Annotated in this window: 25 protein-coding genes and 1 pseudogene; 13 read left to right on the top strand and 13 right to left on the bottom strand. The window is 70.6% G+C overall.

Features of this window, described 5'->3' with window-relative positions:
* Positions 1-93 precede the first annotated feature (93 nt).
* From ABT299_RS36530 to ABT299_RS36520, 3 genes are all read right to left on the bottom strand, one after another.
* Positions 94-576: a DUF1003 domain-containing protein gene (locus ABT299_RS36530; RefSeq protein WP_500253534.1), complete on the bottom strand. Its 483-nt coding sequence runs from the start codon at positions 574-576 to the stop codon at positions 94-96.
* Positions 577-719: 143 nt separating this feature from the next.
* Positions 720-1,577, bottom strand: coding sequence for a slipin family protein (locus ABT299_RS36525; RefSeq protein WP_500253533.1), 858 nt, complete (start codon positions 1,575-1,577; stop codon positions 720-722).
* A 160-nt stretch (positions 1,578-1,737) separates the two neighbouring features.
* Complete coding sequence (locus ABT299_RS36520; protein ID WP_500253532.1) at positions 1,738-2,652, bottom strand: LysR family transcriptional regulator; 915 nt, start codon at positions 2,650-2,652, stop codon at positions 1,738-1,740.
* Positions 2,653-2,900: 248 nt separating this feature from the next.
* Here ABT299_RS36520 and ABT299_RS36515 point away from each other — a divergent pair, with 248 nt between their 5' ends.
* The 4 genes from ABT299_RS36515 (at position 2,901) to ABT299_RS36500 (ending at position 6,068) form a co-directional block, all read left to right on the top strand.
* A complete protein-coding gene (locus ABT299_RS36515; RefSeq protein ID WP_500253531.1) occupies positions 2,901-3,998 on the top strand; it encodes a fatty acid desaturase family protein in 1,098 nt (365 codons plus the stop codon).
* A gap of 36 nt (positions 3,999-4,034) precedes the next feature.
* Positions 4,035-4,352: a UBP-type zinc finger domain-containing protein gene (locus ABT299_RS36510; RefSeq protein WP_500253530.1), complete on the top strand. Its 318-nt coding sequence runs from the start codon at positions 4,035-4,037 to the stop codon at positions 4,350-4,352.
* Between the two features lie 81 nt (positions 4,353-4,433).
* Positions 4,434-5,642, top strand: coding sequence for a PP2C family protein-serine/threonine phosphatase (locus ABT299_RS36505; protein WP_500253529.1), 1,209 nt, complete (start codon positions 4,434-4,436; stop codon positions 5,640-5,642).
* Between the two features lie 162 nt (positions 5,643-5,804).
* Positions 5,805-6,068: a DUF6458 family protein gene (locus ABT299_RS36500; RefSeq protein ID WP_500253528.1), complete on the top strand. Its 264-nt coding sequence runs from the start codon at positions 5,805-5,807 to the stop codon at positions 6,066-6,068.
* Between the two features lie 153 nt (positions 6,069-6,221).
* Here ABT299_RS36500 and ABT299_RS36495 read toward each other — a convergent pair whose 3' ends face one another.
* The gene (locus ABT299_RS36495) at positions 6,222-6,587 is read right to left on the bottom strand and encodes an STAS domain-containing protein (protein ID WP_500253527.1); all 366 of its coding nucleotides are present in this window, start codon (positions 6,585-6,587) and stop codon (positions 6,222-6,224) included.
* Entirely contained in the window at positions 6,584-7,183 is a 600-nt protein-coding gene (locus tag ABT299_RS36490) for a DUF5994 family protein (RefSeq protein WP_500253526.1), read from the bottom strand. Before ABT299_RS36490 ends, ABT299_RS36495 begins: the two co-directional genes overlap by 4 nt.
* Before the next feature lie 352 nt (positions 7,184-7,535).
* Between ABT299_RS36490 and ABT299_RS36485 the strand changes: the two genes are divergently transcribed.
* Genes ABT299_RS36485 through ABT299_RS36475 form a run of 3 tightly spaced genes read left to right on the top strand, consistent with a single transcriptional unit; the run spans position 7,536 to position 8,661 of the window.
* Positions 7,536-8,093 (top strand): hypothetical protein, encoded by a 558-nt coding sequence (locus tag ABT299_RS36485; RefSeq protein ID WP_500253525.1) that lies wholly within the window; start codon positions 7,536-7,538, stop codon positions 8,091-8,093.
* A gap of 10 nt (positions 8,094-8,103) precedes the next feature.
* Entirely contained in the window at positions 8,104-8,460 is a 357-nt protein-coding gene (locus tag ABT299_RS36480; protein ID WP_500253524.1) for a PRC-barrel domain-containing protein, read from the top strand.
* A gap of 33 nt (positions 8,461-8,493) precedes the next feature.
* Positions 8,494-8,661: a hypothetical protein gene (locus tag ABT299_RS36475; protein ID WP_500253523.1), complete on the top strand. Its 168-nt coding sequence runs from the start codon at positions 8,494-8,496 to the stop codon at positions 8,659-8,661.
* Positions 8,662-8,775: 114 nt separating this feature from the next.
* Here ABT299_RS36475 and ABT299_RS36470 read toward each other — a convergent pair whose 3' ends face one another.
* On the bottom strand, positions 8,776-9,186 hold the full coding sequence (locus tag ABT299_RS36470) for an STAS domain-containing protein (protein WP_500253522.1): 411 nt from the start codon (positions 9,184-9,186) through the stop codon (positions 8,776-8,778).
* Positions 9,187-9,717: 531 nt separating this feature from the next.
* On the opposite strand from ABT299_RS36470, the gene ABT299_RS36465 reads away from it, so the two are divergent.
* The 3 genes from ABT299_RS36465 to ABT299_RS36455 all read left to right on the top strand — a co-directional run bounded on the left by ABT299_RS36465 (position 9,718) and on the right by ABT299_RS36455 (position 12,515).
* On the top strand, positions 9,718-10,125 hold the full coding sequence (locus ABT299_RS36465) for a DUF5994 family protein (protein WP_500253521.1): 408 nt from the start codon (positions 9,718-9,720) through the stop codon (positions 10,123-10,125).
* Positions 10,126-10,196: 71 nt separating this feature from the next.
* On the top strand, positions 10,197-10,598 hold the full coding sequence (locus ABT299_RS36460; protein WP_500253520.1) for an STAS domain-containing protein: 402 nt from the start codon (positions 10,197-10,199) through the stop codon (positions 10,596-10,598).
* Positions 10,599-10,796: 198 nt separating this feature from the next.
* Complete coding sequence (locus ABT299_RS36455; protein ID WP_500253519.1) at positions 10,797-12,515, top strand: SpoIIE family protein phosphatase; 1,719 nt, start codon at positions 10,797-10,799, stop codon at positions 12,513-12,515.
* 47 nt (positions 12,516-12,562) lie between these two features.
* On the opposite strand, the gene ABT299_RS36450 is transcribed toward ABT299_RS36455, so the two are convergent.
* Together ABT299_RS36450 and ABT299_RS36445 are read right to left on the bottom strand one after the other, a co-directional pair.
* A complete protein-coding gene (locus ABT299_RS36450) occupies positions 12,563-13,102 on the bottom strand; it encodes a zinc-binding dehydrogenase (RefSeq protein ID WP_500253518.1) in 540 nt (179 codons plus the stop codon).
* A gap of 10 nt (positions 13,103-13,112) precedes the next feature.
* Positions 13,113-14,090: an aldo/keto reductase gene (locus tag ABT299_RS36445; RefSeq protein ID WP_500253517.1), complete on the bottom strand. Its 978-nt coding sequence runs from the start codon at positions 14,088-14,090 to the stop codon at positions 13,113-13,115.
* 215 nt (positions 14,091-14,305) lie between these two features.
* Between ABT299_RS36445 and ABT299_RS36440 the strand changes: the two are divergent.
* Positions 14,306-14,926 (top strand): annotated as a pseudogene (locus ABT299_RS36440) (helix-turn-helix transcriptional regulator); the annotation flags it as partial.
* A 186-nt stretch (positions 14,927-15,112) separates the two neighbouring features.
* On the opposite strand, the gene ABT299_RS36435 reads toward ABT299_RS36440, so the two are convergent.
* Both ABT299_RS36435 and ABT299_RS36430 read right to left on the bottom strand, forming a co-directional pair.
* Positions 15,113-15,385 carry an STAS domain-containing protein gene (locus tag ABT299_RS36435; RefSeq protein WP_500253516.1) on the bottom strand — a complete coding sequence of 91 codons (273 nt, stop codon included), beginning with the start codon at positions 15,383-15,385 and terminating at the stop codon, positions 15,113-15,115.
* A gap of 165 nt (positions 15,386-15,550) precedes the next feature.
* Positions 15,551-16,375 carry an ATP-binding protein gene (locus tag ABT299_RS36430; RefSeq protein ID WP_500253515.1) on the bottom strand — a complete coding sequence of 275 codons (825 nt, stop codon included), beginning with the start codon at positions 16,373-16,375 and terminating at the stop codon, positions 15,551-15,553.
* Between the two features lie 603 nt (positions 16,376-16,978).
* On the opposite strand from ABT299_RS36430, the gene ABT299_RS36425 reads away from it, so the two are divergent.
* The gene (locus ABT299_RS36425; RefSeq protein ID WP_500253514.1) at positions 16,979-17,416 is read left to right on the top strand and encodes a VOC family protein; all 438 of its coding nucleotides are present in this window, start codon (positions 16,979-16,981) and stop codon (positions 17,414-17,416) included.
* Between the two features lie 984 nt (positions 17,417-18,400).
* Here the strand turns inward: ABT299_RS36425 and ABT299_RS36420 are convergent.
* Genes ABT299_RS36420 through ABT299_RS36410 form a run of 3 tightly spaced genes read right to left on the bottom strand, consistent with a single transcriptional unit; the run spans position 18,401 to position 20,242 of the window.
* Positions 18,401-18,814 (bottom strand): arsenate reductase ArsC, encoded by a 414-nt coding sequence (locus tag ABT299_RS36420; protein WP_500253513.1) that lies wholly within the window; start codon positions 18,812-18,814, stop codon positions 18,401-18,403.
* Positions 18,807-19,931, bottom strand: a complete 1,125-nt coding sequence (gene arsB / locus ABT299_RS36415) for an ACR3 family arsenite efflux transporter (protein ID WP_500253512.1) — start codon at positions 19,929-19,931, stop codon at positions 18,807-18,809. Before arsB ends, ABT299_RS36420 begins: the two co-directional genes overlap by 8 nt.
* Positions 19,928-20,242 carry an ArsR/SmtB family transcription factor gene (locus ABT299_RS36410; RefSeq protein WP_500253511.1) on the bottom strand — a complete coding sequence of 105 codons (315 nt, stop codon included), beginning with the start codon at positions 20,240-20,242 and terminating at the stop codon, positions 19,928-19,930. The genes arsB and ABT299_RS36410 overlap by 4 nt, the downstream gene beginning before the upstream one ends.
* Positions 20,243-20,361: 119 nt before the next feature.
* Here ABT299_RS36410 and ABT299_RS36405 point away from each other — a divergent pair, with 119 nt between their 5' ends.
* Positions 20,362-20,799: a MerR family transcriptional regulator gene (locus ABT299_RS36405; RefSeq protein ID WP_500253510.1), complete on the top strand. Its 438-nt coding sequence runs from the start codon at positions 20,362-20,364 to the stop codon at positions 20,797-20,799.
* The last annotated feature ends 65 nt before the right edge of the window (positions 20,800-20,864 follow it).

The raw sequence follows: 20,864 nt of genomic DNA, 5'->3' as shown, positions 1-20,864 counted from the left end.
CGACTTCGCTCCTATCAGGGGCCTCGCCGCGTCACCGCCCACCTCAGCCCACCGCAACCACCTTGTGACCAGCACGATCAAGCTGGAAAAGGCTCAGTGTGGTGGCGCCTCGTCGTCGACTGGTTCGAGGCCCGGAATCGTCCGGGGCCACCCGAGTCGTCCTTCCAACGGGCGCCCCCGGCGTCGTGGACGCACTGGCAGTCGGGTCCGTGCGCGTCGCGATGCCGGACGATCAGAAACTGCAGGGCGAGCTGGTTGACGCGGTAGTCGTTCGGCCGCCAGCCGGTCGGTCTCGGCTTGGCGGTTCTGGGAGAGCAGGATCAGCGGGGCCGCGTAGGCGGCCTGGGTGGAGAACACCAGGTTGAGCAGGATGAACGGGTAGGGGTCCCAGCGCAGGAGTGCGCCCAGCAGGTTGAGGGCTGTCCAGGCGGCCACGATGAGGGTCTGCACGATGATGAACCGCCACGACCCGAATACGGCGGTGACCGAGTCAGCCAACCACTCCCCGCGGGTGCGCTGCTCGTAACGGCGCCGGTTGGCCGGATGCAGATGGGTGCGCCGCCGACGGGCGGTCATCGCGGTGGCGGGACGGGAGACCGCCCCGCCTCCACCGCAGTGGCGAGGCGGGGCCGGTGTCCTGATGGGGATGGAGTCGACTGGCCGCGTGGCTCGGGGGGTGCACCCGAGCGTGAGCGACGGAGTTCCGGGTGGGGGCCTTCTCAGGTGCCGGCAAGGAGAGCAGGAGGGTCCACGACCGCGGTCGTGGCGGGTTGCGGGGCGCCGTTCGGCGTGACGGCGGCGACGGCGGCAGTCTTCTCGCGGGCGAGGAAGGCGCCGAGTTCGGCGATGGTGGTCATCAGCGGCGCGGGGAACACCACGGTGCTGTTCTTGTCCACCCCGATCTCCACCAGGCTCTGCAGGTTCCGCAGTTGCAGAGCCAGGGGGTGGGCCATCATCGTGTCCGAGGCGTCGCCGAGGGCGGCGGCGGCCAGCGACTCGCCCTCCGCACTGATGATCTTGGCGCGCTTCTCCCGCTCGGCCTCGGCCTGCTTGGCCATGGCGCGTTTCATGGTCTCGGGGAGCTGGATGTCCTTCAGCTCGACCAGGCTCACCTCCACGCCCCAGGCGATGGTGGTGACGTCGAGGATCTCGCGGATGTCGGCGTTGATGCGGTCGGTCTCCGACAGCGTCTGGTCCAGGGTGTGCTGCCCGACCACCTTGCGCAGCGTGGTCTGGGCGATCTGGTCGATCGCGGCGCGGACGTTCTCGATCGCCACGACCGACTTCACCGCGTCGGCCACCCGGTAGTAGGCCACTGCCGAGACGTCCACGCTGACGTTGTCACGGGTGATGATGCCCTGCGACTGGATCGGCATCGTGACGATCCGCAGCGTCACCCGCCGCATCACGTCCACCACCGGAATGATCAGACGCAGCCCCGGCTCGCGGACGCCGCGGACCCGGCCGAGCCGGAACAACACCCCCTGCTCGTACTGCTTGACGATCCGCACCGCCATCGCGAGCAGCAACAGCACCACCAGCACCACGATCACGACAACGGCGATCAGGATTCCCATCGGACGCTCCGTTTCGTGGGGATCCGGGCCTGGACGGGCCGTGGAAGACCCCGACTACAGCCAATCCCCCGCGTCCGTCAGGGGATACCGCCGATATGGGCTGAACCGATCACCGCGGCCGATCACCGCGCGGGGGCGAGGGGGATCGGCCGCCGGCGGGTCAGCCGGTCGGCTGGTCGACGGTGGCGAGCCAGCCGAGCCGTTCGGACATGGCGCGGGCGCAGGCGACGACGGCGCGGACGTGGTCGGAGTCGTCGGCGGCGCGCCACAGGATCGACCAGGGGTAGAACGAGGCGGGGTCGGTGAGGGGCCGCCATATCGTCCCGGGGAGGGCGGAGATGCAGGAGGAGGGCACGCAGTACAGGCAGCGGCGCTGGGCGACCAGGGTGGACGCGGCGCGGATGCTGTCGACGGTGCCCTGGTGCACCGTCGGGGTGAAGCCGGCGGCGCGGCACATCTCGACGGTGAACTGGTTGAACTCCGGTGCCTTCATCTCCTCGGCGAGGAGCAGTGGCTCGCGGGCGAGGGCTTCGACGGGCACCGCGTCCAGGTCGGCGAACCGGTGTCCGCGGGGGACCAGGACGCCGAGGCGGTCCCGGCGGAACAGGTGCGAGGCGATCCCGCTGGGTGCCTGTGCGGCGCGGCCGATGCCCACGTCCAGGCGCCCGTCGACGAGTTGCTGGTACTGCTCGGGAACCCCGACCTCCACTTGGTGGATCACCAGATCCGGATAGCGCGCCTGGGCCTCGTGCAGGATCTGGGGCATCGAGTCGTAGCTGGCGTCGATGATGCCGACCCGCAACGCCGGCGAGGTGCCCTGCGCGGTCCGGGCGACCTCGGCGGCGCGCTCCACGTGGGCGAGGATCTGCCGCGCCTCGACCAGGAACGCCGCCCCCGCCGCCGTCAGGGCGACGTAGTGCGTGGTGCGCTCCAGCAGGCGTACGCCCAGTTCCCTTTCCAGCCGCTGTACCTGCTGGCTCAGCGCCGACTGCACGATGTGCTCGCGGGCCGCCGCGCGGCCGAAGTTGAGCTCCTCGGAGACGGCGACGAAATAGCGGAGCTGGCGCAGTTCCACGTCTCCCGCCTTCCGGGCCGGAACAGCTGGACCCCTCCGAGTAGCGTACAGCGCGGTCCGCGCTGGATTTCCGCGTCGCGAGCTGACGGTTATCGCCGCCACTGATGACCCTGGTCCGTATTGCCCGGTTCGGTCCGGCCGAAGAGCGGGTTCAACTGGTGGTGGACGCCTTCCACGCGCCCGAGCCCGCCGGCGGCTTCCGAGCCGGTCGTCCCTCGCCGGAGGGCATCTACGTGAAATCGAGGACCATGACCACGATCGTGAGCGCAGGCGACGCCCGCGGCGGCGCACCGGACCGGACCGACGCCGGAGGGCGTGTGCGGGGCAGCGACTACGCGGGGCTGTCACGGCAGGTGAAGCGGGCCGGTCTGCTGGCGCGGCGTCCCGGCTACTACTGGGTCAAGGCCGCGACGAATCTGCTGTTCCTCGCCGCGGGCTGGACCGCCTTCGTGCTGGTCGGCCCGTCCTGGTGGCAGCTCGCGGTCGCGGCGTTCCTGGCGGCCGCGTTCACCCAGACCGCGTTCCTCGGCCACGACGCGGGCCACCAGCAGATCTCCGGTTCCAAGCGGGTCAACGTCCTGCTGGGACGGCTGCACGGCAACCTGCTGGTCGGCCTCGGCTACGGCTGGTGGGTCGCCAAGCACAACCGGCACCACGCCCACCCCAACCAGGTCGGCCGCGATCCCGACATCGCCACCGGCGCGATCGCCTTCACCCGCGAGAACGCCGAGGCCCGCGGCGCTCTCGGTGTATGGCTGGCCCGCCGCCAGGCCTGGCTGTTCTTCCCGATGCTGCTCCTGGAAGGCTTCCATCTGCACCTGGCGAGCGTCCGGGCACTGGTCGGGCATGGCCCGACCTCCCGGGCGAACACGCCGGGAACGACGCGGCTGGTCGAGGCCGGCCTGCTGCTCGTCCATGCCGCCGGGTACCTCACCGTGCTGTTCTGGGTGCTGGCCCCGGTCCAGGCCGTGGGCTTCCTCCTGCTCCAGCAAGGGCTCTTCGGGCTCTACCTGGGCTGCTCGTTCGCCCCCAACCACAAGGGCATGCCGATCTTCGACAGGGAGCACGGGGCCGACTTCCTGCGCCGGCAAGTGCTGACCGCGCGCAACATCCGCGGCGGCCGGATCACCGACTTCGTGCTCGGCGGGCTGAACTACCAGATCGAGCACCACCTCTTCCCCTCCATGCCCCGCCCCAACCTGCGCCGCGCCCACACCCTCGTGCGCGCGTTCTGCGCCCATCACGACATCGCCTACTGCGAGACGAGCCTCACCGGCTCCTACGTCCGGGTACTGCGTCACCTGCACGCGGTCGGCGGTCCCCTGCGCCCGGAACTGGAGTACTGACCCGGGGGCGACACGGCCCCCGGAAGGGGAGGTTCGATGAACCACAAGATGAGGGTCCGCGCCATGGCCTCGAGCGTGCCGCACAGCCCCAACGGCTCGGCGCCCCGCTGCGAGCATCTGGACGGCCTGACGCCCGTCGCGCCACGATCACGCGGTTGCGCGGCGTGTGAGGCGCGGGGCGACCGGTGGACGGCGCTACGGCTCTGCCTGACCTGCGGCTGGGTGGCCTGCTCCGACGACTCGCCGCGCCGGCACGCGCGGGCGCATTACCAGGAGACCGACCATCCGCTCGCCGCCGCCATGGAGCCGGGATCGACCTGGAGATGGTGCTACGTCCACGAACGTCGCGTCTAACGGTCCCGATACGTGGAGTTACCGTCCGTGCCGGAGGGCACATAGATCGGTGTGGGGGAACTGAACGGGCCCGGGGACGCGGTGGATCGCAGCGAATGCTTCGGTGAGCGGCTGCTGGGACAGCTGCTGGACCGGGCGCACGAGATGCCGCCCCAGCTCATCGCGCCGCTGGTGGCCGAGGAGGTCCGCGCGATCGGCGGCCGGGACGTCTCGATCCTCTTGCAGGACTACGCCCAGCTGACGCTGGTGCCGCTGCCGGGCCGCGGCCTCACCGACGGTGAACCGCTGCCGCTGGAGGGCTCGGCGGCCGGGCGCGCGTTCCTGTCGGAGACCATCGTCGAGCAGCGGCAGGCCGATGGCGTGCGGATGTTCCTGCCGCTGCTGGACGGCAGTGACGAGATCGGCGTGATGTCGCTGACCCTCGACAGCGTCGACGACGACGACCGCCGGCTGCTGCGGCGGCTCGCGGGCCTGGTCGCCGACATGCTGGTGACCAAGAACAACTACACCGACCAGTTCCTGCGGGCGCGGCGGCGCGCGCCGATGAGCGTGCCCGCGGAGATCCAGTGGTCCCTGCTGCCCCCGCTCACCATGACGACCCCGCAGGTCGCCGTCGCCGGAATCCTCGAACCCGCCTACGACGTCGCCGGCGACAGCCTCGACTACGCCCTCAACGACGACGTCCTGCACCTGGCCATGATCGACGCGATGGGCCACGGCCTGAACGCCGCCGTCCTGGCCACCGTCGCCGTGGGCGCCTACCGGCACGCCAGGCGCGCCGAAGCCGGCCTCGCCGAGCTGTACGCGTTCATGGACACCGCGATCGACCAGCAGTTCGGCCCCGACCACTTCGTCACCGCGCAGATGATGCGCTTGAACATCGGGACCGGCCACCTGGAATGGGTCAACGCCGGTCACCCGGCCCCCCTGCTGATCCGCGACCACGAGGTCATCTGCGCGCTGGAAGGCCACGGGACGCTGCCTGTCGGCTTCGGGGGATCGACGCCCTTGATCAACCACCGGCGGCTCCGTCCCGGCGACCGGGTGCTGGCCTACACCGACGGCCTCATCGAAGAGCACACCACCGGCGGGCAGCAGTTCGGCGAGGAACGCCTGATCGCCACGATCGAACGCGTCGGGCCGGCCAGCGCGAGCGTCCAGCAGATGGTGCGGGACCTCTCGCACACGCTCATGCGGGAAAGAGGCGGGATCACCAGCGACGATGCCACCCTCTTCCTCATCGAATGGCGGGGCGGCACCGCCGACCACCTCACCCGATCGCTCCTGTGACCGCGAGACCCGGGTCCGGCGCGGCGCCCGGGTCGACGGTCATCTCCGCAGGAGAAGAAGTGTTCGGAATTCGGCTGTTTCCCCTGCCGCCGGACCGGCATTGAATGGTGACGGAACGATCACGCGATCGTTCACTCGAATTTCCCGAAGGGCGGCGTTGTGATGCCGATGGCCGGCGGCATGGCCCTCCTGACGATCGGGGCGGTTCTCGCTTTCGCCGTCACCGGCTCCATGCGCGGTATCGATCTGCAAGCGGTCGGCGCCATCCTGATGGTCGCCGGCGCCATCCTGCTGCTGCTCCACCTGGTCGTGCGCGGCAGGCCGCGGCCGAAGCGATGGTCCGCCCGCAGCCGCCAGGACGCCATGGACGACGCGGACCGCGGGCCGGGACGGCGAGGAGGAGTGCGCGATGACCATGAAAGATGAGTACGTGCGGCTGATGACGGGCCTCATCGGTGGCATGGCCATCGCGGTGGCGATCGTCTGCGTGCTCATCGCGGCGGTCGCCATCGCCGTTTCCTGACGCCGCCGCCCCGCCTCCATCGGTCGCCGGTCGCGGTCGTGCGGCCGTTCGGCGTGTCATGCGGCGGGTTCGGCGGGGAGCGCCCGGTCGAGCCCGGTGGTACGGAGCAGCCCTGCGACCTGCGGGCCGGGGGCGACCAGGCGCACGGCGATGCCGAGTCCGGCGGCGCGGCGGCGGATGCCGACGAGGACCGCCAGACCGGCCGGGTCGGCGGACGTCACTTCGCCCAGATCGAGGATCAGCAGGCGGCCGCTGTGCCGCAACGCGCCGATCAGGTGCTCGCGCAGCGCCGGGGCGGCGGCGCCGTCCAAGGCGCCCGACAACGCGACGATGGTGTGACCGGGACGCCGGTGAGCGGGCATCCGCACTTCGTCGGGGGCGCGGGCCGGGTCCGCGGCCGCGGTGGTGGTCGACGGGTTCATGACGATCTCCGCTCGCCGTCGGCGCGTGCCGCGAGGTTCGCGCGCAGTCGCCCGCCCTCGGATTCCCAGGCGCTCTCGGAGTCGGCCTGGGCATGGTCGTGGCCGGGTTCGGGCGGCGCGGTGAGGGCGGCCAGCAGACCGGGGGTGTGCAGATGGTTGGCAGGGTGGGACGCCAATTCCATCGCCGCCTCGGCTTCGGCGCGGCCCGTCGGGGCCGGGACGGTGAGCAGGTCGACGCGCCGCCCGTCGGCGTGGATCGCGGTGAGGAGCCCCGCGGGAAGGGAGTCGAACCAGCTCAACCGCACGACCCGGGTGTCGGCCGGACCGTCGACGCGGAGCCGACGCGGACGTTCGTCCCAGTCGTCCACCCGGAGCAGGACGTGGGTGATGGGACGGTGGTCGTCGATGGGACCGTGGTCCTGCAGGGCCAGGATCAGGCCCGGCAGTTCGGCGGCGGGGTCGCCCGAACGGGGCCACCAGGCGCCGTCCAGTGCGGTCCGCGCCGCCCCGGGCGGGGCCTCGGGGCGCAGCCGCAGCCGCGGAGCCGTTGGCGGTGACAGGCTGATCGTCGTACGGCGTTCGACGGTGGTCCACATGGCGGGCGCCTCCCGTTGGAGGGTGAGCCGGTGCGGCGGATCGACCTCGGGACCGAGATACCGTCGTTGCCGGATATTTTCATTGTACCCCACGGATTTGTATTTTCGTAAAATTCAGAAGCTTTTTGATGGCATTTTCCAGGGGCGAGGGAAAACGACATGATTCCCGGAAGACCGGTCATCAGCGCAAGTGATGACCTGTGCGCGGATTCCCTGTGGCCGTTATCGGGGCGCCGGGTTTGAATGGGAGTCGGCCCAGTCGCTGCTGGGGACTGCGCCGGATCGTCCGGGGTCGTCCGCTCCTCCCCGAGCCGGGCGGCCCTGGACCAGCGGCCGTCGGAAGCGAGGCCCCATGACACCCACGAACCGAGCTGACCACGCGTCCGTCGGCCTGCCCGCACCAGAACCCAGGATCGTCCTCCAGGCGCGGGCCTACCTGACCCCCCGCCACGCGACCGGCGTGGACGAATTCCTCTGGCGGTCCAGAGAACGGCCGATGCCCGACCGCGACGCCATCGACGCCGTCATCGACGCCGGCGACCGGGCCCAGCACGGGACCGGCGACGGTCCCGAGCCGGTCGAGGTCGCCGCGGCCCTGCTGGTGCTCAGCGCGGTCCGCCTGAACCTGGACCAGACCGAGGCGCGCCTGCTCAACACCGCCCAAGCCGCCGGCATGGGCTTCGAACAGATCGCCGCCGTCCTCGACCTCGGCGTCGAGGAGGCCGAGGAGCGCTACCGGCAGCTCAAACCCCGCCTGGACGAACCCGCCGCCGCACCGTCCCCACCGCCGCCCCGCCGCGCCACCACCCCCGGCAGATCACCCCACCGTCCGGGCACACGGCCCGCGGATCAGCCGACCTGGGACGAATTGGACGACGAGGACTGGGGACCTGATTCCACCGGAAAATGAAGGAGTCTCGATGATCCAGATGGCCGACATCAGGGAATGGCGCACCCGCGCCGTCCTCGACTCCGGCGGCCACAAGATCGGCACGCTGGAGTCGGTCTACGTCGACACCAGCACCGACGAACCCGCCATGGCCACCGTGCGGATCGGCCTGCCCACCCGCCACCGCCTGGCCTTCGTCCCCCTGGAAGGCGCGACCGCCGGGCCCGGCTACGTGCGGGTCGCCCACGACAGGTCGCGGGTCAAGCGCAGTCCCGCGATCGGCACCGACGACGTCCTGCCCGCCGGGGACGAGGAAGCCGTCTTCCGGCACTACGGCCTGCACTACGAACCCGGCGCCGGCGGCGAACGCCAGCTCGCCCGCCGCTGAACACCCGACCCCCGACCGAAGGAGTGAAGGCACATGATGGTCCTCGTCCTCGCCGTGGTCATCGCCGCGCTGGTGCTGGGCATCCTCGGCATCCTTGTCCACGGCCTGTTCTACCTGCTGATCATCGGCGTCATCATCCTCGCCGCCGATCTGGCGTTCCTCGCCGTGCGCTCCACCAGGCGCAAACGGCCGCTCCGCTGACCGCCGCGGAACCGGCCCAGACGTCAGTCCGCGTCGTCCGCGGGCAAGTCGACCCCACAGCGACCGCCACCACGATGGGCACCGCCCCCGTGCCCTCGGCCGTCCCCGCGCGGGTCAGACCGCGGCCGGTTCGAGGGCCGGAGGAATCGGCTGTTTGAGCGCTCGGGCCAGGGTCGGATAGGTCACGAGGCCGTGCCCCAGGGCGGCGTCGTCAAGGATCTTCGCGACGTAGGAGCGGGGAGCGGCGAGGCGCATCGAGACGCCCAGAGCCAGAGCACGGTGCCAGGCGCTGATCAAAACAGATATGCCAGCCGCATCGCAGAACCACAGATGTGACAGGTCCAGCACCAGGATCCGCTGCCCCGGGTGCAGCAGCTCCAGCAGCCTGTCGCACAGCGCCGGGGCTGTCAGCACGTCGAGATCGCCTTGCAGGGCTGCGACCGTGTACGTGGGGCGGCGCACCACCGACAGCACCACCTGCGGATGAGTGCCGGTATGGCCTTCGAACGTGTACGACGTGTTCATGATGTCACTCCGATCAGGACGCAGAGCGCGGGCGAACGGAGTCCGCAGAGCGTCGACGGGCGAACCCCCCTACCTTCGGATGCCCCGTCGGCTCCCGGCCGCGGTACCCGCCGGCGCCGCGCCCGGACCGATCCTCTGCTCCACCTTCCACGCTATGCGGTATGGCGCCTGCTCAAGGGCAACGACCTGCAAAACCGCCTGAGTGTGGTGCGGTCCTGCTCGACTGCTCGGCGCGCCGCGGTGTTCATCGGCGTCGCCCCAGGGCCGAACCGTTGGGCGATGGGCGAAACGCCGATGAGCGCGAGCGGGCCGTGGGATCCGGCGTATGCCCCGCCCAGGGCGGGCCCGGTCGCGTAGGTTGGTGGTACCGGGAGCACTTCGTGCGCGGGCCGCCATGCCGGCGCCGTTCCCGGGGATCACGACCCGGTCCTTGCCGGACCGAGAATCGGGGCCCTCGAGATGGCCCGCCACAGCACTCGACCCGCACACGCTTCCAGCGCGGCCGTACCGCTCCCGCTTCCGCCACCGACAATGTCCCGGCTGCGGCTGGTCCCGGGCGACCGGGGGCGCGGGATCATGGACGGCGGCTGGTGGCCCCGATCGCGCGACGCGTCCGCCGAACTCACCGAGCTGGTGATCGCCCTGACCGACCGGCTGGGCATGGCCACCCGCCTGACCATCGACTTCGACGACTGGGAGCACGTCCCGCTCCGCATCACGGCCCTCGGGCGGGTCATCAGGGTGGGCTGGCTGCCCCACCTGGACCACATGGTCGCGGTCGCCTGCGGACGCGACGAGCCGGTCCTCCTTCTCGTCATACCGCCCGAAACGTCCCGGCCCTCCGCGGAGGAGGCCCTGGCCAAGGCCACGGCCTCTACCGGCGATGCGCTGCCGGAGGAGATCCTCGCCTCCTGCGACGTCTCCACCACCCGCCCCTGAGCCGCACGACTCCGTGTCGCTCGTTCACCGCTTCCGGGCCGCCGCAGGGCGCCCGACGTTCGGAGATCACGATGACCACCTTCATGACCGCCGCACCCGTTGCCGGCGACCTGACCGCGGCTCCCGCAGAGGTGCGCATGCCCGCCCACCGGCGCCCCGGCCACACCATCGTCGCCCTGCACGGCGCCCTGGACACCGCTGCGGCGCCGGCGCTGCGCGAGCACCTGCTGGGGACGCTGCGGCACAGCGGCCGGCTGCTGATGCTCGACATGGGCGAGGTGTCGGCCTGCGACGAATCCGGGCTCGCCGTCCTGGTCGGCTTCCAGCACCGAGCCGCGGCGCTCGGGATCACCGTCCGCCTGCGCGCCGTCGACCGGCCGCTCACCGAACTCCTTCGCCACACGGGCCTGGAGCGGGTGTTCGTCGTCCAGACGGCTTCGCACCCCGAGGCCGCGTCAGAGGCCGCGGCATGACCGCATGAGCTCCCCGCACCAGCCGGGCATGGCGGCCGGACCGCACGGGGTCCGGCCAAGCCGGTCGTAGGGAGGCGTCCGCGCCGGTCCCGGGAACACCGTCGGGGAGGGGGCCATGGCAGGGCGCTCCCCTCCCGCGACGGAGGTGTTCGGAATGGCCGTGGGGGCAGGTTCCTGATATCGGACCGGGGGGAGCAGATGGGCGGGCAGCCCGACGGCCGGGCCGGGACGCATCATGACGGCCTGGTCGAGGCGATGAACGCGGGGGTCGTGGCCGTCAACGCGGCCGGCCGGATCACCGCCTGGAACCCCCGCGCCCGGCAACTGCTGGGATACACCCGCGAGGAGGCGCTGGGAAGGCCGATGGACCGGTTCCTGCACCGCGCCGCCGAGGACGATCCCCCCGCGGGGCGCGACCGTCGCATCCTCCGCGCGATGCGGACCGGTGTCCCCGACCACGCCGACGGCGACCCCTTCACCCATCGCGACGGACGGCCGGTGATGCTCTCCTGGTCGTCCGCGCCGATCTACGCCGACGCCGCGGCCGCGGCCGCCGGGGAACCCGGAGCCGGGGCGGTGGCCGGAGCGGTCATCGTGCTGCAGGACGCGGCCGAGCGGGCCCGGATCGAGCGGGAACGCCACGACCAGATGGACCAGGTCCAGCGCGCCAACGCCCGGCTGGCCCTGGTCGCCGAGATCACCACCGTGCTGTCGTCCACGCTGAACGAGCAAGAGGTGCTGCGGCGGCTGGTCCGGCTCGTGGTGCCGGCACTCGGGGACTGGGCGGCCGTCAACCTGCTGACCCCCGACGGGCACATCGAGCGGGTGGCGGTGACGCACCGCGGGCTCTCGCCCGCCGAGATCGCCCACCTGGAGGGACCACTCCCTTCGCTCCCCCCGGCCCCCCGCGGACCGCTCGCACGGGTGCTGCACGGCGGCACGCCCCTGATCGTCGACGGCGACGCCGCCCGCCCGTACACCGACGAGCCGCTGACCGCGGCCCAGCACGAGCTCTTCCAAATCATGGACGCGCACCGCGTGATCATCACTCCGCTGACGGCCCGCGGCGAGACCTACGGCGCGCTCACTCTGGGCTACTCCCGCCCCGGACACGGCTACGGCCCCGACGACCGGCTCGTCGTGGAGGACATCGCACGCCGCACCGGCCTCGTCCTGGCCAACGCCCGATTGTTCGCCGCACAGCGCAACACCGCCGAGGCCATGCAGCGCAGCCTGCTCACCCCGCTCCCCCAACCGGACGACCTGCAACTCCAGGCCCGGTACCTGCCCGCCGCACAGGCCAGCTGGGTCGGCGGCGACTGGTACGACGCCTTCCCCCTGGCCGACGGCGCCACCGGACTGGTCATCGGCGACATCGTCGGCCACGACCTGCGTGCGGCGTCCCGCATGGCGCAGGTCCGCAACATGCTGCGGGCCCTGGCCTGGGACCCGGACGCGTCCCCGAGCACCGTCCTGGAACGCTTGGACGCGGTGATGGACGCCGTCAGCGACGCCGAACTCGCCACCGCCGTGTTCGCCCGCGTCGAGAAGACCACCGCCGGCGCCTGGCAGCTGCGATGGTGCAACGCCGGCCACCCCCCGCCCGTCCTGATCGCCCAAGACGGCGCCACGACCTTCCTCGACGAGCACGGCATGCTGCTCGGCAACCCCGACCTCACCGGCCGCCGACCCGACGGCACCCGCGAGCTGCCACCCCTGTCCACACTCCTGCTCTACACCGACGGCCTCATCGAGACCCGCGGCACCGACCTGACCGACAGCCTCACCGGCCTGCGCCGCCACAGCGCCCACCTCGCCCGGCTCCCCGTGTCCGAGCTGTGCGACCGTCTCCTGGAGCGCATGGAACCCAGCGGCGAGGACGACATCGCCATCCTCGCCCTCCGCGTCCCCGCCTGAACACACGGCATGGAAGCCGGCGGGCGGACAGCCGTCGGCGGGCGAACTTACAGCGGGGACATGCTGACCTCGATGACGGCCCCGAAGGCGGTGTCGAGCCTCTGGCGGGTGCCGACGGCCTCGACGACACGGTCGGCACCGTCACCGCCGGTCAACCCCCGGACCCGCGCCACACCCTCCTCACCGCGTTCGGCGACGACGTCGGTGGCGCCGAAGTCGCGGCCCAGGTCGGTGCGGTCGGTGTGGCGGCCCATGAGGATGATCTGCTCGGCGCCCAGCCGCTTGGCCGCGATCACCGCCGACAGGCCGACCGCACCGTCCCCGACGACCAGGACGCGGTCACCGGGCCCGACACCGGCGGTGACGGCGCCGTGGTGGCCGGTGCCCAGCACATCCGACAGGGTCAGCAGGGACGGCGGCAGCGGGGAATCCTCGCCCACGGGGAGCTTGACCAGCGTCCCGTCGGCATAGGGGACGCGGACGGCCTCGCCCTGCCCGCCGTCGACGCCGTTCAGGCCGTAGCGCTCCTCTTGCTCGGGGGTGCGGTGGTCTCGGGGTGGCGTTGTCTCGCAGGGCCGCGGTCTCACAGCGGCGCGGTCAGCGCTCCATCATTCGCATGCCGGCTTCGGTGTGGGTGTCGCCGGCGGCCGGCGGCAGACCGCTGAGCCTGGCGAGCTGCTCGGCGGTCAAATCCACCCCGTCAGCGGCGGTGTTCTCCTCCACCCGGTGGACGCGCTTGGTGCCGGGGATCGGTGCGATGTCGTCGCCCTGGGCCAGCAGCCAGGCCAGCGCGACCTGGGCGGGGGTAGCGCCCACTTCGGCGGCGACGGCTTGCACCTCGTCTGCGATGCGCAGGTTCCGCTGGAAGTTCTCGCCGGTGAAGCGCGGGTTACCGTGCCGGAAGTCGTTCTCGGCGAACTCGTCGGTGGAGCGGATCTTCCCGGTCAGGAACCCGCGGCCCAGCGGGGAGAACGGCACCAGGCCGATGCCCAGTTCCCGCAGCACCGGCAGTACCCGCTCCTCCAGGCCCCGCGTCCACAGCGAGTACTCGGACTGCACCGCGGTGACCGGGTGGACGGCGTCGGCGCGGCGGATGGTGTCCGGACCGGCCTCCGACAGGCCGATCGCGCGGACCTTGCCCTGCTCGACCAGCTCGGCCAGCGCGCCGACGGTGTCCTCGATCGGCGTGTTCGGGTCGACGCGGTGCTGGTAGTACAGATCGATGTGATCGGTGCCCAGCCGCCGCAACGATCCCTCGACCGCCGTGCGGACATTGGCCGGGCTGGAGTCCAGGTTCCCCGGGCCTGCCCCGGCGTGCGAGACCAGACCGAACTTGGTGGCCAGCACCACCTGGTCCCGGCGCCCCTTCAACGCCCGGCCCAGCAGCTCCTCATTGGCGTACGGGCCGTAGATCTCGGCGGTGTCGATGAACGTGACGCCCAGCTCGAGCGCCCGATGCAGCGTCCGGATCGACTCGGCGTCATCGGTACCCGCACCGGTATAGCCGTGCGACATCCCCATCGCACCCAACCCGATCCGGGAAACCTCCAGGTCACGCAACTTGACGTGCTTCATGCCATTGGCTCCTTCAGAATGAGTGTTGCGATCGTCATTGCCGCTACCACGCTCGGCAACCGGCCGGGCGGGGTCGCCGCCCCCGGCACCATGTCTCTCTGTTGAACCCAGCCTTGCGCGGTTGCAGCCTGGGTGACAGGCCGGGCGGTTCGGGGGTAGTGACAGGGCCCCTCACCCGCCCGCTGTGCAGGTCAGCGCGGTGTAACACTGAAGCCATGGCACAAGAGCGCACCGGCGACAGCACCGGCCCGGAGCTGGGCCGGTTCCTGCGCGCGCGCCGCACCCAGCCCAGCCCCGACCAAGTCGGCCTCACCCCCGGCGCCGGCCTACGCCGCACCCCAGGACTGCGCCGCGAAGAACTCGCCACCCTGGCCGGAATCAGCATCGACTACTACGTGCGGCTGGAACGCGGGAAGGAGATCCGGCCCAGCCCGTCGGTCCTGGACGCCCTCGCCCGCGCGCTGCGCATGGACGACCGCGAGCACCAGCATCTACGCGAACTCGCCGCCCGCGCCGCCCGCTACGCCCCCAAACCCCCGCCGCCACCCAGCCGCACCGTCCGCCCCCACCTCAAACTGCTGCTGGAGACCCTGCGCCCCAACCCGGCCTACATCGTCAGCCGCAGCATGGACTTCCTCGCCAGCAACCCCGGCGGACTCGCCCTGTACGCCAGCATGGACGACTGGCCCGCCAAACACCGCAACCTCGCCCGCTACCTCTTCCTGCACCCCGCCGCACGCGACCTGTTCCCCGACTGGGACGCCCAGGTCCGCGGCTGCGTCGCACGCCTGCGCGCCCAAGCAGGCACCGCACCCGACGCCCCCGACCTCACCAGCCTCGTCGGCGAACTCCTCGTCAAAAGCCCCGACTTCGCCAAACTCTGGGCATTTACCTCGCCGAACCCGGCACCCCCGACCACGACGCACTGCGCCTCCTCGACATGCCCGCCCCCACCCCGAAGCGGCCCGCCCCGCCGCGCGGCGCGGCCCTGGCGGCAGTGCCGGCTGAGTTGGCGAGTCGGCTCAAGCCTCAAGTTCAGAGAGGATGTCCACGATCCGTACGTGGCGGTCCATGCCCGTCATGGAGAGCAGACGGCCCAGCCGGGCGTGCGGACGCAGAATGACCAGTTCCACGCCTGCGGAACGCGCCTGCTTCCACAGTCGGATGAGCGCGTTGAGCCCGGACGAGTCGCAGAAGGTCACACGTGACGTCTCCAGCGCGATCGGGCCTTGGTCCTTCTCGGCGATGAGCTTTCCGACCCCGTCGATCAATGCCGGAGCGGTGGCCATGTCCATCTCTCCGGCCAGATGGACCGTCAGCCATGCTCCGGCCGACCCGACCTCGACTCGCAGTTGGGGGCTTGGAGGAACCCTCTTCGGGTTTGCTGGCATATCCGCCTCCTTTGAGGATGGATCTGACTCATGCGTGAGCCGGTGGCGACCACGAGCGTTCGTCGCCTCTCATCTCAGGGCGTCCGGAATGCCGCCGAGGTGGAAGCTTGATTCGGGCGGCGGCGCAATGCCATCTGCGCGGCCCGTGTCGTGTCGGCCGGCGCCGGCCCGGGGAAGAGGCTGGGCGAACCAGACGGTCTTGCCGACGGGCGATCGGAACCAGCCGCAATCGGCCGACAGCCTCACCATCAGGGCCAGCCCGCGGCCGTCCTCGTCCTCAAGCCCGGCCCTGCGCAGGGACGGCGCCGCTGCCGCGGCGTCGCTGACACCGCATGTGACCTGCCCGTCACCGTCCCCGTCGGCGTGGTCGACCACCAACCGCACGCCGATCGGAGCGGCGCCGTGCCGGATCGCATTGGTCACCAACTCGCTGACCAGCACGACACTCAGATCGGCCGCTTCAGCGAGGCCCAGCCCGCTCAGCACTGCGTGTACCAGCACGCGCGCCTGGGCGGGCGCCGACACACCGGACGCATCGCCGGTGCCGTCGCCCGGAGCGCGGTCCCACCACCACGACCACACCCGCCGCCCGTCCGGAGACGGCGCCCCAACGGCGGCGGCCTCCACCACCGCCGCCCCGGTATCGATCGCCTCATCGACTCTCAGCACGCCGTCCGACGCGTCCGGAAGGGGCACGGCCGGGGTGGGCAGATCGCGCTTGACACGATCCAGCACCGCGGAGCGCACGTAAGTCTCGACATCGACCCCGGCCAGCGCCGCCGCCCGCTGGAGGACCTCCCACTGGGCGCCCGAGAGCACCGGCAGCGGCAAACGGAAATCACCAGTGCGAGAGTCAGAAGAGTTCGGGTTCTCGCCTGCGCGCTCGGGGCGCATCGCGGCCTCACCAACCCTGATTAAGGGAGCGCAAGCCACTGGGGTCGGGGCGGCCGCCCTACACGACTTCCCATCCCAGCCCTCCGGCCGGAGACATGGTGCCGTCTGCCCTCCACACTAGCCCCTCCCGCGCCGCCAGAGCGGTCACGTCCAGCGCGGCAGTGTCAGAACTGATCTCCGGCTTGGCCCGTTCCTGCAGGTTAAGCGGTGAGTTCCTGCTGGTCGCCGATGGATTCGGGGCGTGGTGCCGTCGATAACGCACAGGCGGGCTTTGGCGAGAAATTCCAGGCCATGGGTCCTGCGGGGCAGGTTATGCAGCGAGCGTTCAGCCACGGGTTAGGTATTGAAAAAAGACGTCGAGGTGCGACGCTGCCGCCCCTGCTCGGCCCCCCAGTGCCGCATCGACCAACGTTCGCCCTGTAGTGCCTCAGATCGCGAATGGCACAGGTCTCGACGAACGCGACGTCGGAAATCAGCCGGCATCAAAAAGCAGAGCAGCGTGATCCGCCGCTACCTCATCCGGCGAAACCGGATTCTCACCGGGCTTGTTCGATCGAGTCCCGGCTCGCCATCGGAGCGGTCCGGCTCGGTAGCATGCAACGCATGGCCATCAAACTCGAGAACGTCGGCATCACCGTTCGCGACCTCGAAGCAGCGATCTCCTTTTTCACGGACCTCGGTCTCACGGTCGTCGGCCGTGACACGGTCAGTGGCGAGTGGACCGACACCGCCGTCGGCCTTGACGGAAACCGCGCCAACATTGCGATGCTCCAGACGCCGAACGGTCAGGGTCGCCTTGAGCTATTCGAGTACATCCATCCCAAAGCGATCGAGTCGCAGCCCACCCGTCCCAACGAGATCGGCATGCACCGCGTCGCCTTCTCGGTGGACGACATCGACAAGGCCCTCGAGATAGCCGCGAAACACGGATGCCGGCCGCTTCGCGGCGTGGCCACCTATGAGGACATCTACAAGCTCACGTACGTCCGCGGTCCCAGTGGCATCATCGTGATGCTCGCCGAGGAGCTGAAGAAGAACTGACGTCCGATCGGCCCGATGAGGATGTGTTATCAACCTGCCGCTCGCCGGAGAAGGTGTAGCTGCCAACATCATCTCTCGCACCTCCACCGAGCCGGGTTCACCGCCCCCCGACCACCGGGGATCGACGAACAGGGGGCGAGAGGTACTGTCCTTTGTGCCGGGGGGATGTGCCACACGAGCCGCTCCCACCCGAGGCGGCGGGTGAGGACGTCCTCGCCGCCGGCGGCTCCATGACGCCGCGCAGGGCTGGACGCCACCCCGACGATGCCGTGTGGGCGACGCTGCCGGGCACGCAGAACATTCCGCTCGTCGACACCGACGCCGAACTGGTCGGGCGTGATTGTGCGGACGGTGTCTCGGGCTGTTCGTGCGGCACCGATAGGGGCGGTGGAGCCGGGACCGGTCCAGTCGCCGTAGCCGAGGAGGTGCAGGCGTGGTTCGCCGATGGCTTGGGTGCGGCCGTTGGTGGGATCTGGCCGGTGTTGTCGCGGAGGCCGAGCGGGGTGAGGTGGTTGAGGGCGGGGCGGAAGCCGGTGCACCAGATGATCGCGTCGGAGTACTGGGTGCGGCCGTCCTCTGGCGATGCCGGTGGCGGTGAGGTGGATGAACAGGGGCCGGGCTTGTCGCTGTCCAGCCGGAGGAGGCCGCCGTCCCGGTGGACGGCTTTGATCCGGACGGGACGGGTGATGGGCAGTTCGTAGCGCTTCTCGTAGGCCGTCAGGTAGTCGACGACGTGGGCGGCGGGCGGGTTGCCGGGCTGTGGTGAAAGAGGCATGGGCCAGCCGGGCAGCGAGCTGTAGCGGGCCGGTGAGAACAGCCGGAGCGAGTCCCATACGTGCGGCCAGGCCCCGCCGGGTTGTTCCTGGGCGTCGAGGATTTCGAAGGTGAGGTCGGTTCGCCGCAGGTAGTAACCGGCGGCGAGTCCGGCCTAGCCGCCGCCGATGACGGCGACGTCCAGGACGGGTCGGGACGTGGGCGTGCCGGTCACGCCTGCTCTGCGCTGATGAGTTCGGCGGTGAGCCTCTCGATGCGGCCGCGGATCTCGTCGCGGATGGGGCGGACGGCGTCGACGCCCTGGCCGGCGGGGTCGTCGAGCTGCCAGTCGAGGTAGCGCTTGCCGGGGAAGACCGGGCAGGTATCGCCGCAGCCCATGGTGATGACGACGTCGGAGGCTTGGACGGCGTCGACGGTGAGGACTTTAGGGATCTCGGTGGAGATGTCGATGCCCTCTTCGGCCATGGCCGCGACGACGGCGGGGTTGACCTGGTCGGCGGGCTGGGATCCGGCGGAGCGGACTTCGACCCGGTCACCGGCGAAGTGGGTGAGGTAGGCGGCGGCCATCTGGGAGCGTCCGGCGTTGTGGACGCAGACGAACAGCACGCTGGGCTTGTCAGGCATCAAGGGGCTCCGGTGTAGGGCGAGGGCTGTTCGGCGGGGTGGTGAAGCGGCGGCGCAGCCACAGCGAGACGTAGACGAGGCCGACCAGCACGGGCACCTCGATCAGCGGTCCGACGACACCCGACAGGGCCTGGCCGGAGGTGACGCCGAAGGTGCCGATCGCGACCGCGATGGCCAGCTCGAAGTTGTTCCCGGCGGCGGTGAACGCCAAGGTCGCAGTGCGCGGGTAGGGCAGCCGGACGCCCCGGCCCAGCGCGAACGCCCCGCCCCACATCAGCGCGAAATAGGCCAGCAGGGGGATCGCGATGCGGGCGACGTCAGCGGGCCGGGAGGTGATCGTCTTCCCCTGCAGGGCGAACAGGATCACGATGGTGAACAGCAGCCCGTGCAGCGCGACCGGCCCGATGCGCGGAAGGAACCGCGACTCGTACCACGCGCGGCCGCGGGCCTTCTCACCGAAGTGCCGGGTGAGGTAGCCGGCCAGCAGCGGGACGCCGAGGAAGACCAGCACGTTCACCACGATCTTGCCGGTGGAGATGTGCAGGTCGTTGGTGTCCAGGCCGAGCCAGCCCGGCAGGACCTCCAGGTAGAACCAGCCGAGCACCCCGAACGCGACGACCTGGAACACCGAGTTCAGCGCCACCAGCACCGCGGCCGCCTCCCGGTCGCCGCAGGCCAGGTCGTTCCAGATGATGACCATCGCGATGCAGCGGGCGAGCCCGACGATGATGAGCCCGGTGCGGTACTCGGGCAGGTCGGGCAGGAAGATCCAGGCCAGCGCGAACATCACGGCGGGTCCGACGATCCAGTTCAGCACCAGCGAGGAGACCATCAGGCGGCGGTCGCCGGTGACGGTGTCGAGCCGGTCGTAGCGCACCTTGGCCAGCACCGGATACATCATGATCAGCAGGCCGAGCGCGATGGGGACGGAGATGCCGCCGAGTTCGACCTTGCTGAGCGCGTCGTCCAGGCCGGGGATGGCGCGTCCGAGGCCGAGGCCGAGCGCCATCGCGGCGATGATCCAGACGGGAAGGAACCGGTCCAGGGTCGACAGCCCGGCGACGACATTGGGGTCATCGCGGCCGACGGCGGTGGGTGCCGATTCGGTGCTGGTCACGTACAGGGCCTCTTTTGCTCGTTGGCGGCCGCCCGCCGGGCGGCCTCGGCCAGCCCGGTCAACTGACCTGCCAGGTCGTCCAGCGCCTCGGGGCGCAGCCGGTAGTAGGTGAAGCGGCCGCACGGCTCGGTATCGACCAGGCCCGCCTCACGGAGCGCCCGCAGGTGGTTGGAGATGTTGGTCTGCTTGGCCCCGGTCTCCTCGACCAGGTGGCACGTGCACAGCGCCTCGCTCGCAAGCAGTGAAACGATCTGCGCCCGCAGTGGATCGGCCAGCAGCCTCAACACATCAGTCTCAACTGACATCATCATAGAATGATACGTTACCGCACGTGCGGGAGTATGCCACTGCCGGTGCGTGAGTGCGGGCTTCAAGATTCCGCCGGAATGGGCTTGAACTTGGAGCGCGGTCCAAGTCTTAGCCTCGCGGTATGAGGGTTCACCAGGTGGCCGATGCGCTGTCGGTTGGACAGTTGGCGGCCCGCGCTGGAGTGCGGGCCGACACGGTGCGCTATTACGAGCGGGCGGGGCTGTTGCCCGCCCCTCAGCGCACCACTGGCGAGCATCGTCGCTATGACCGGCGTGATGTGGACCGGCTGCTGTTCATCCGGGGTGCGCAACGGCTGGGTCTACGGCTGGCGGAGATCCGCGAACTGCTCGCGGTGCGGGAGACCGGGGTGTGCGCCTGCGAGCCGGCCGAAGGCCTGCTGCGCCGCCACGTCGACGAGATCGACGCCGAGATGACCCGGCTGGCGGCGCTGCGATCCGAGCTCGTCGGCATGCTGACGCAGATGCCTGGCCCGGACTGCCCGGACCCTGAGCCGGGGACCTGGTGCCCGCCTGAGCTTTCTCAGCCCGAAGGGAGGTGAGATCCAAGATGTGCCCATGCTGTGACGACCCGATGTGTGACGGCACCTGCTGCGGCGACTGCTGC

It is taken from the genome of Spirillospora sp. NPDC000708, assembly GCF_040299565.1.
Lineage (GTDB): Bacteria > Actinomycetota > Actinomycetes > Streptosporangiales > Streptosporangiaceae > Spirillospora.
Note: the sequence above shows the minus strand (reverse complement) of the source record. Positions and strands in the feature narration are given on the sequence as shown.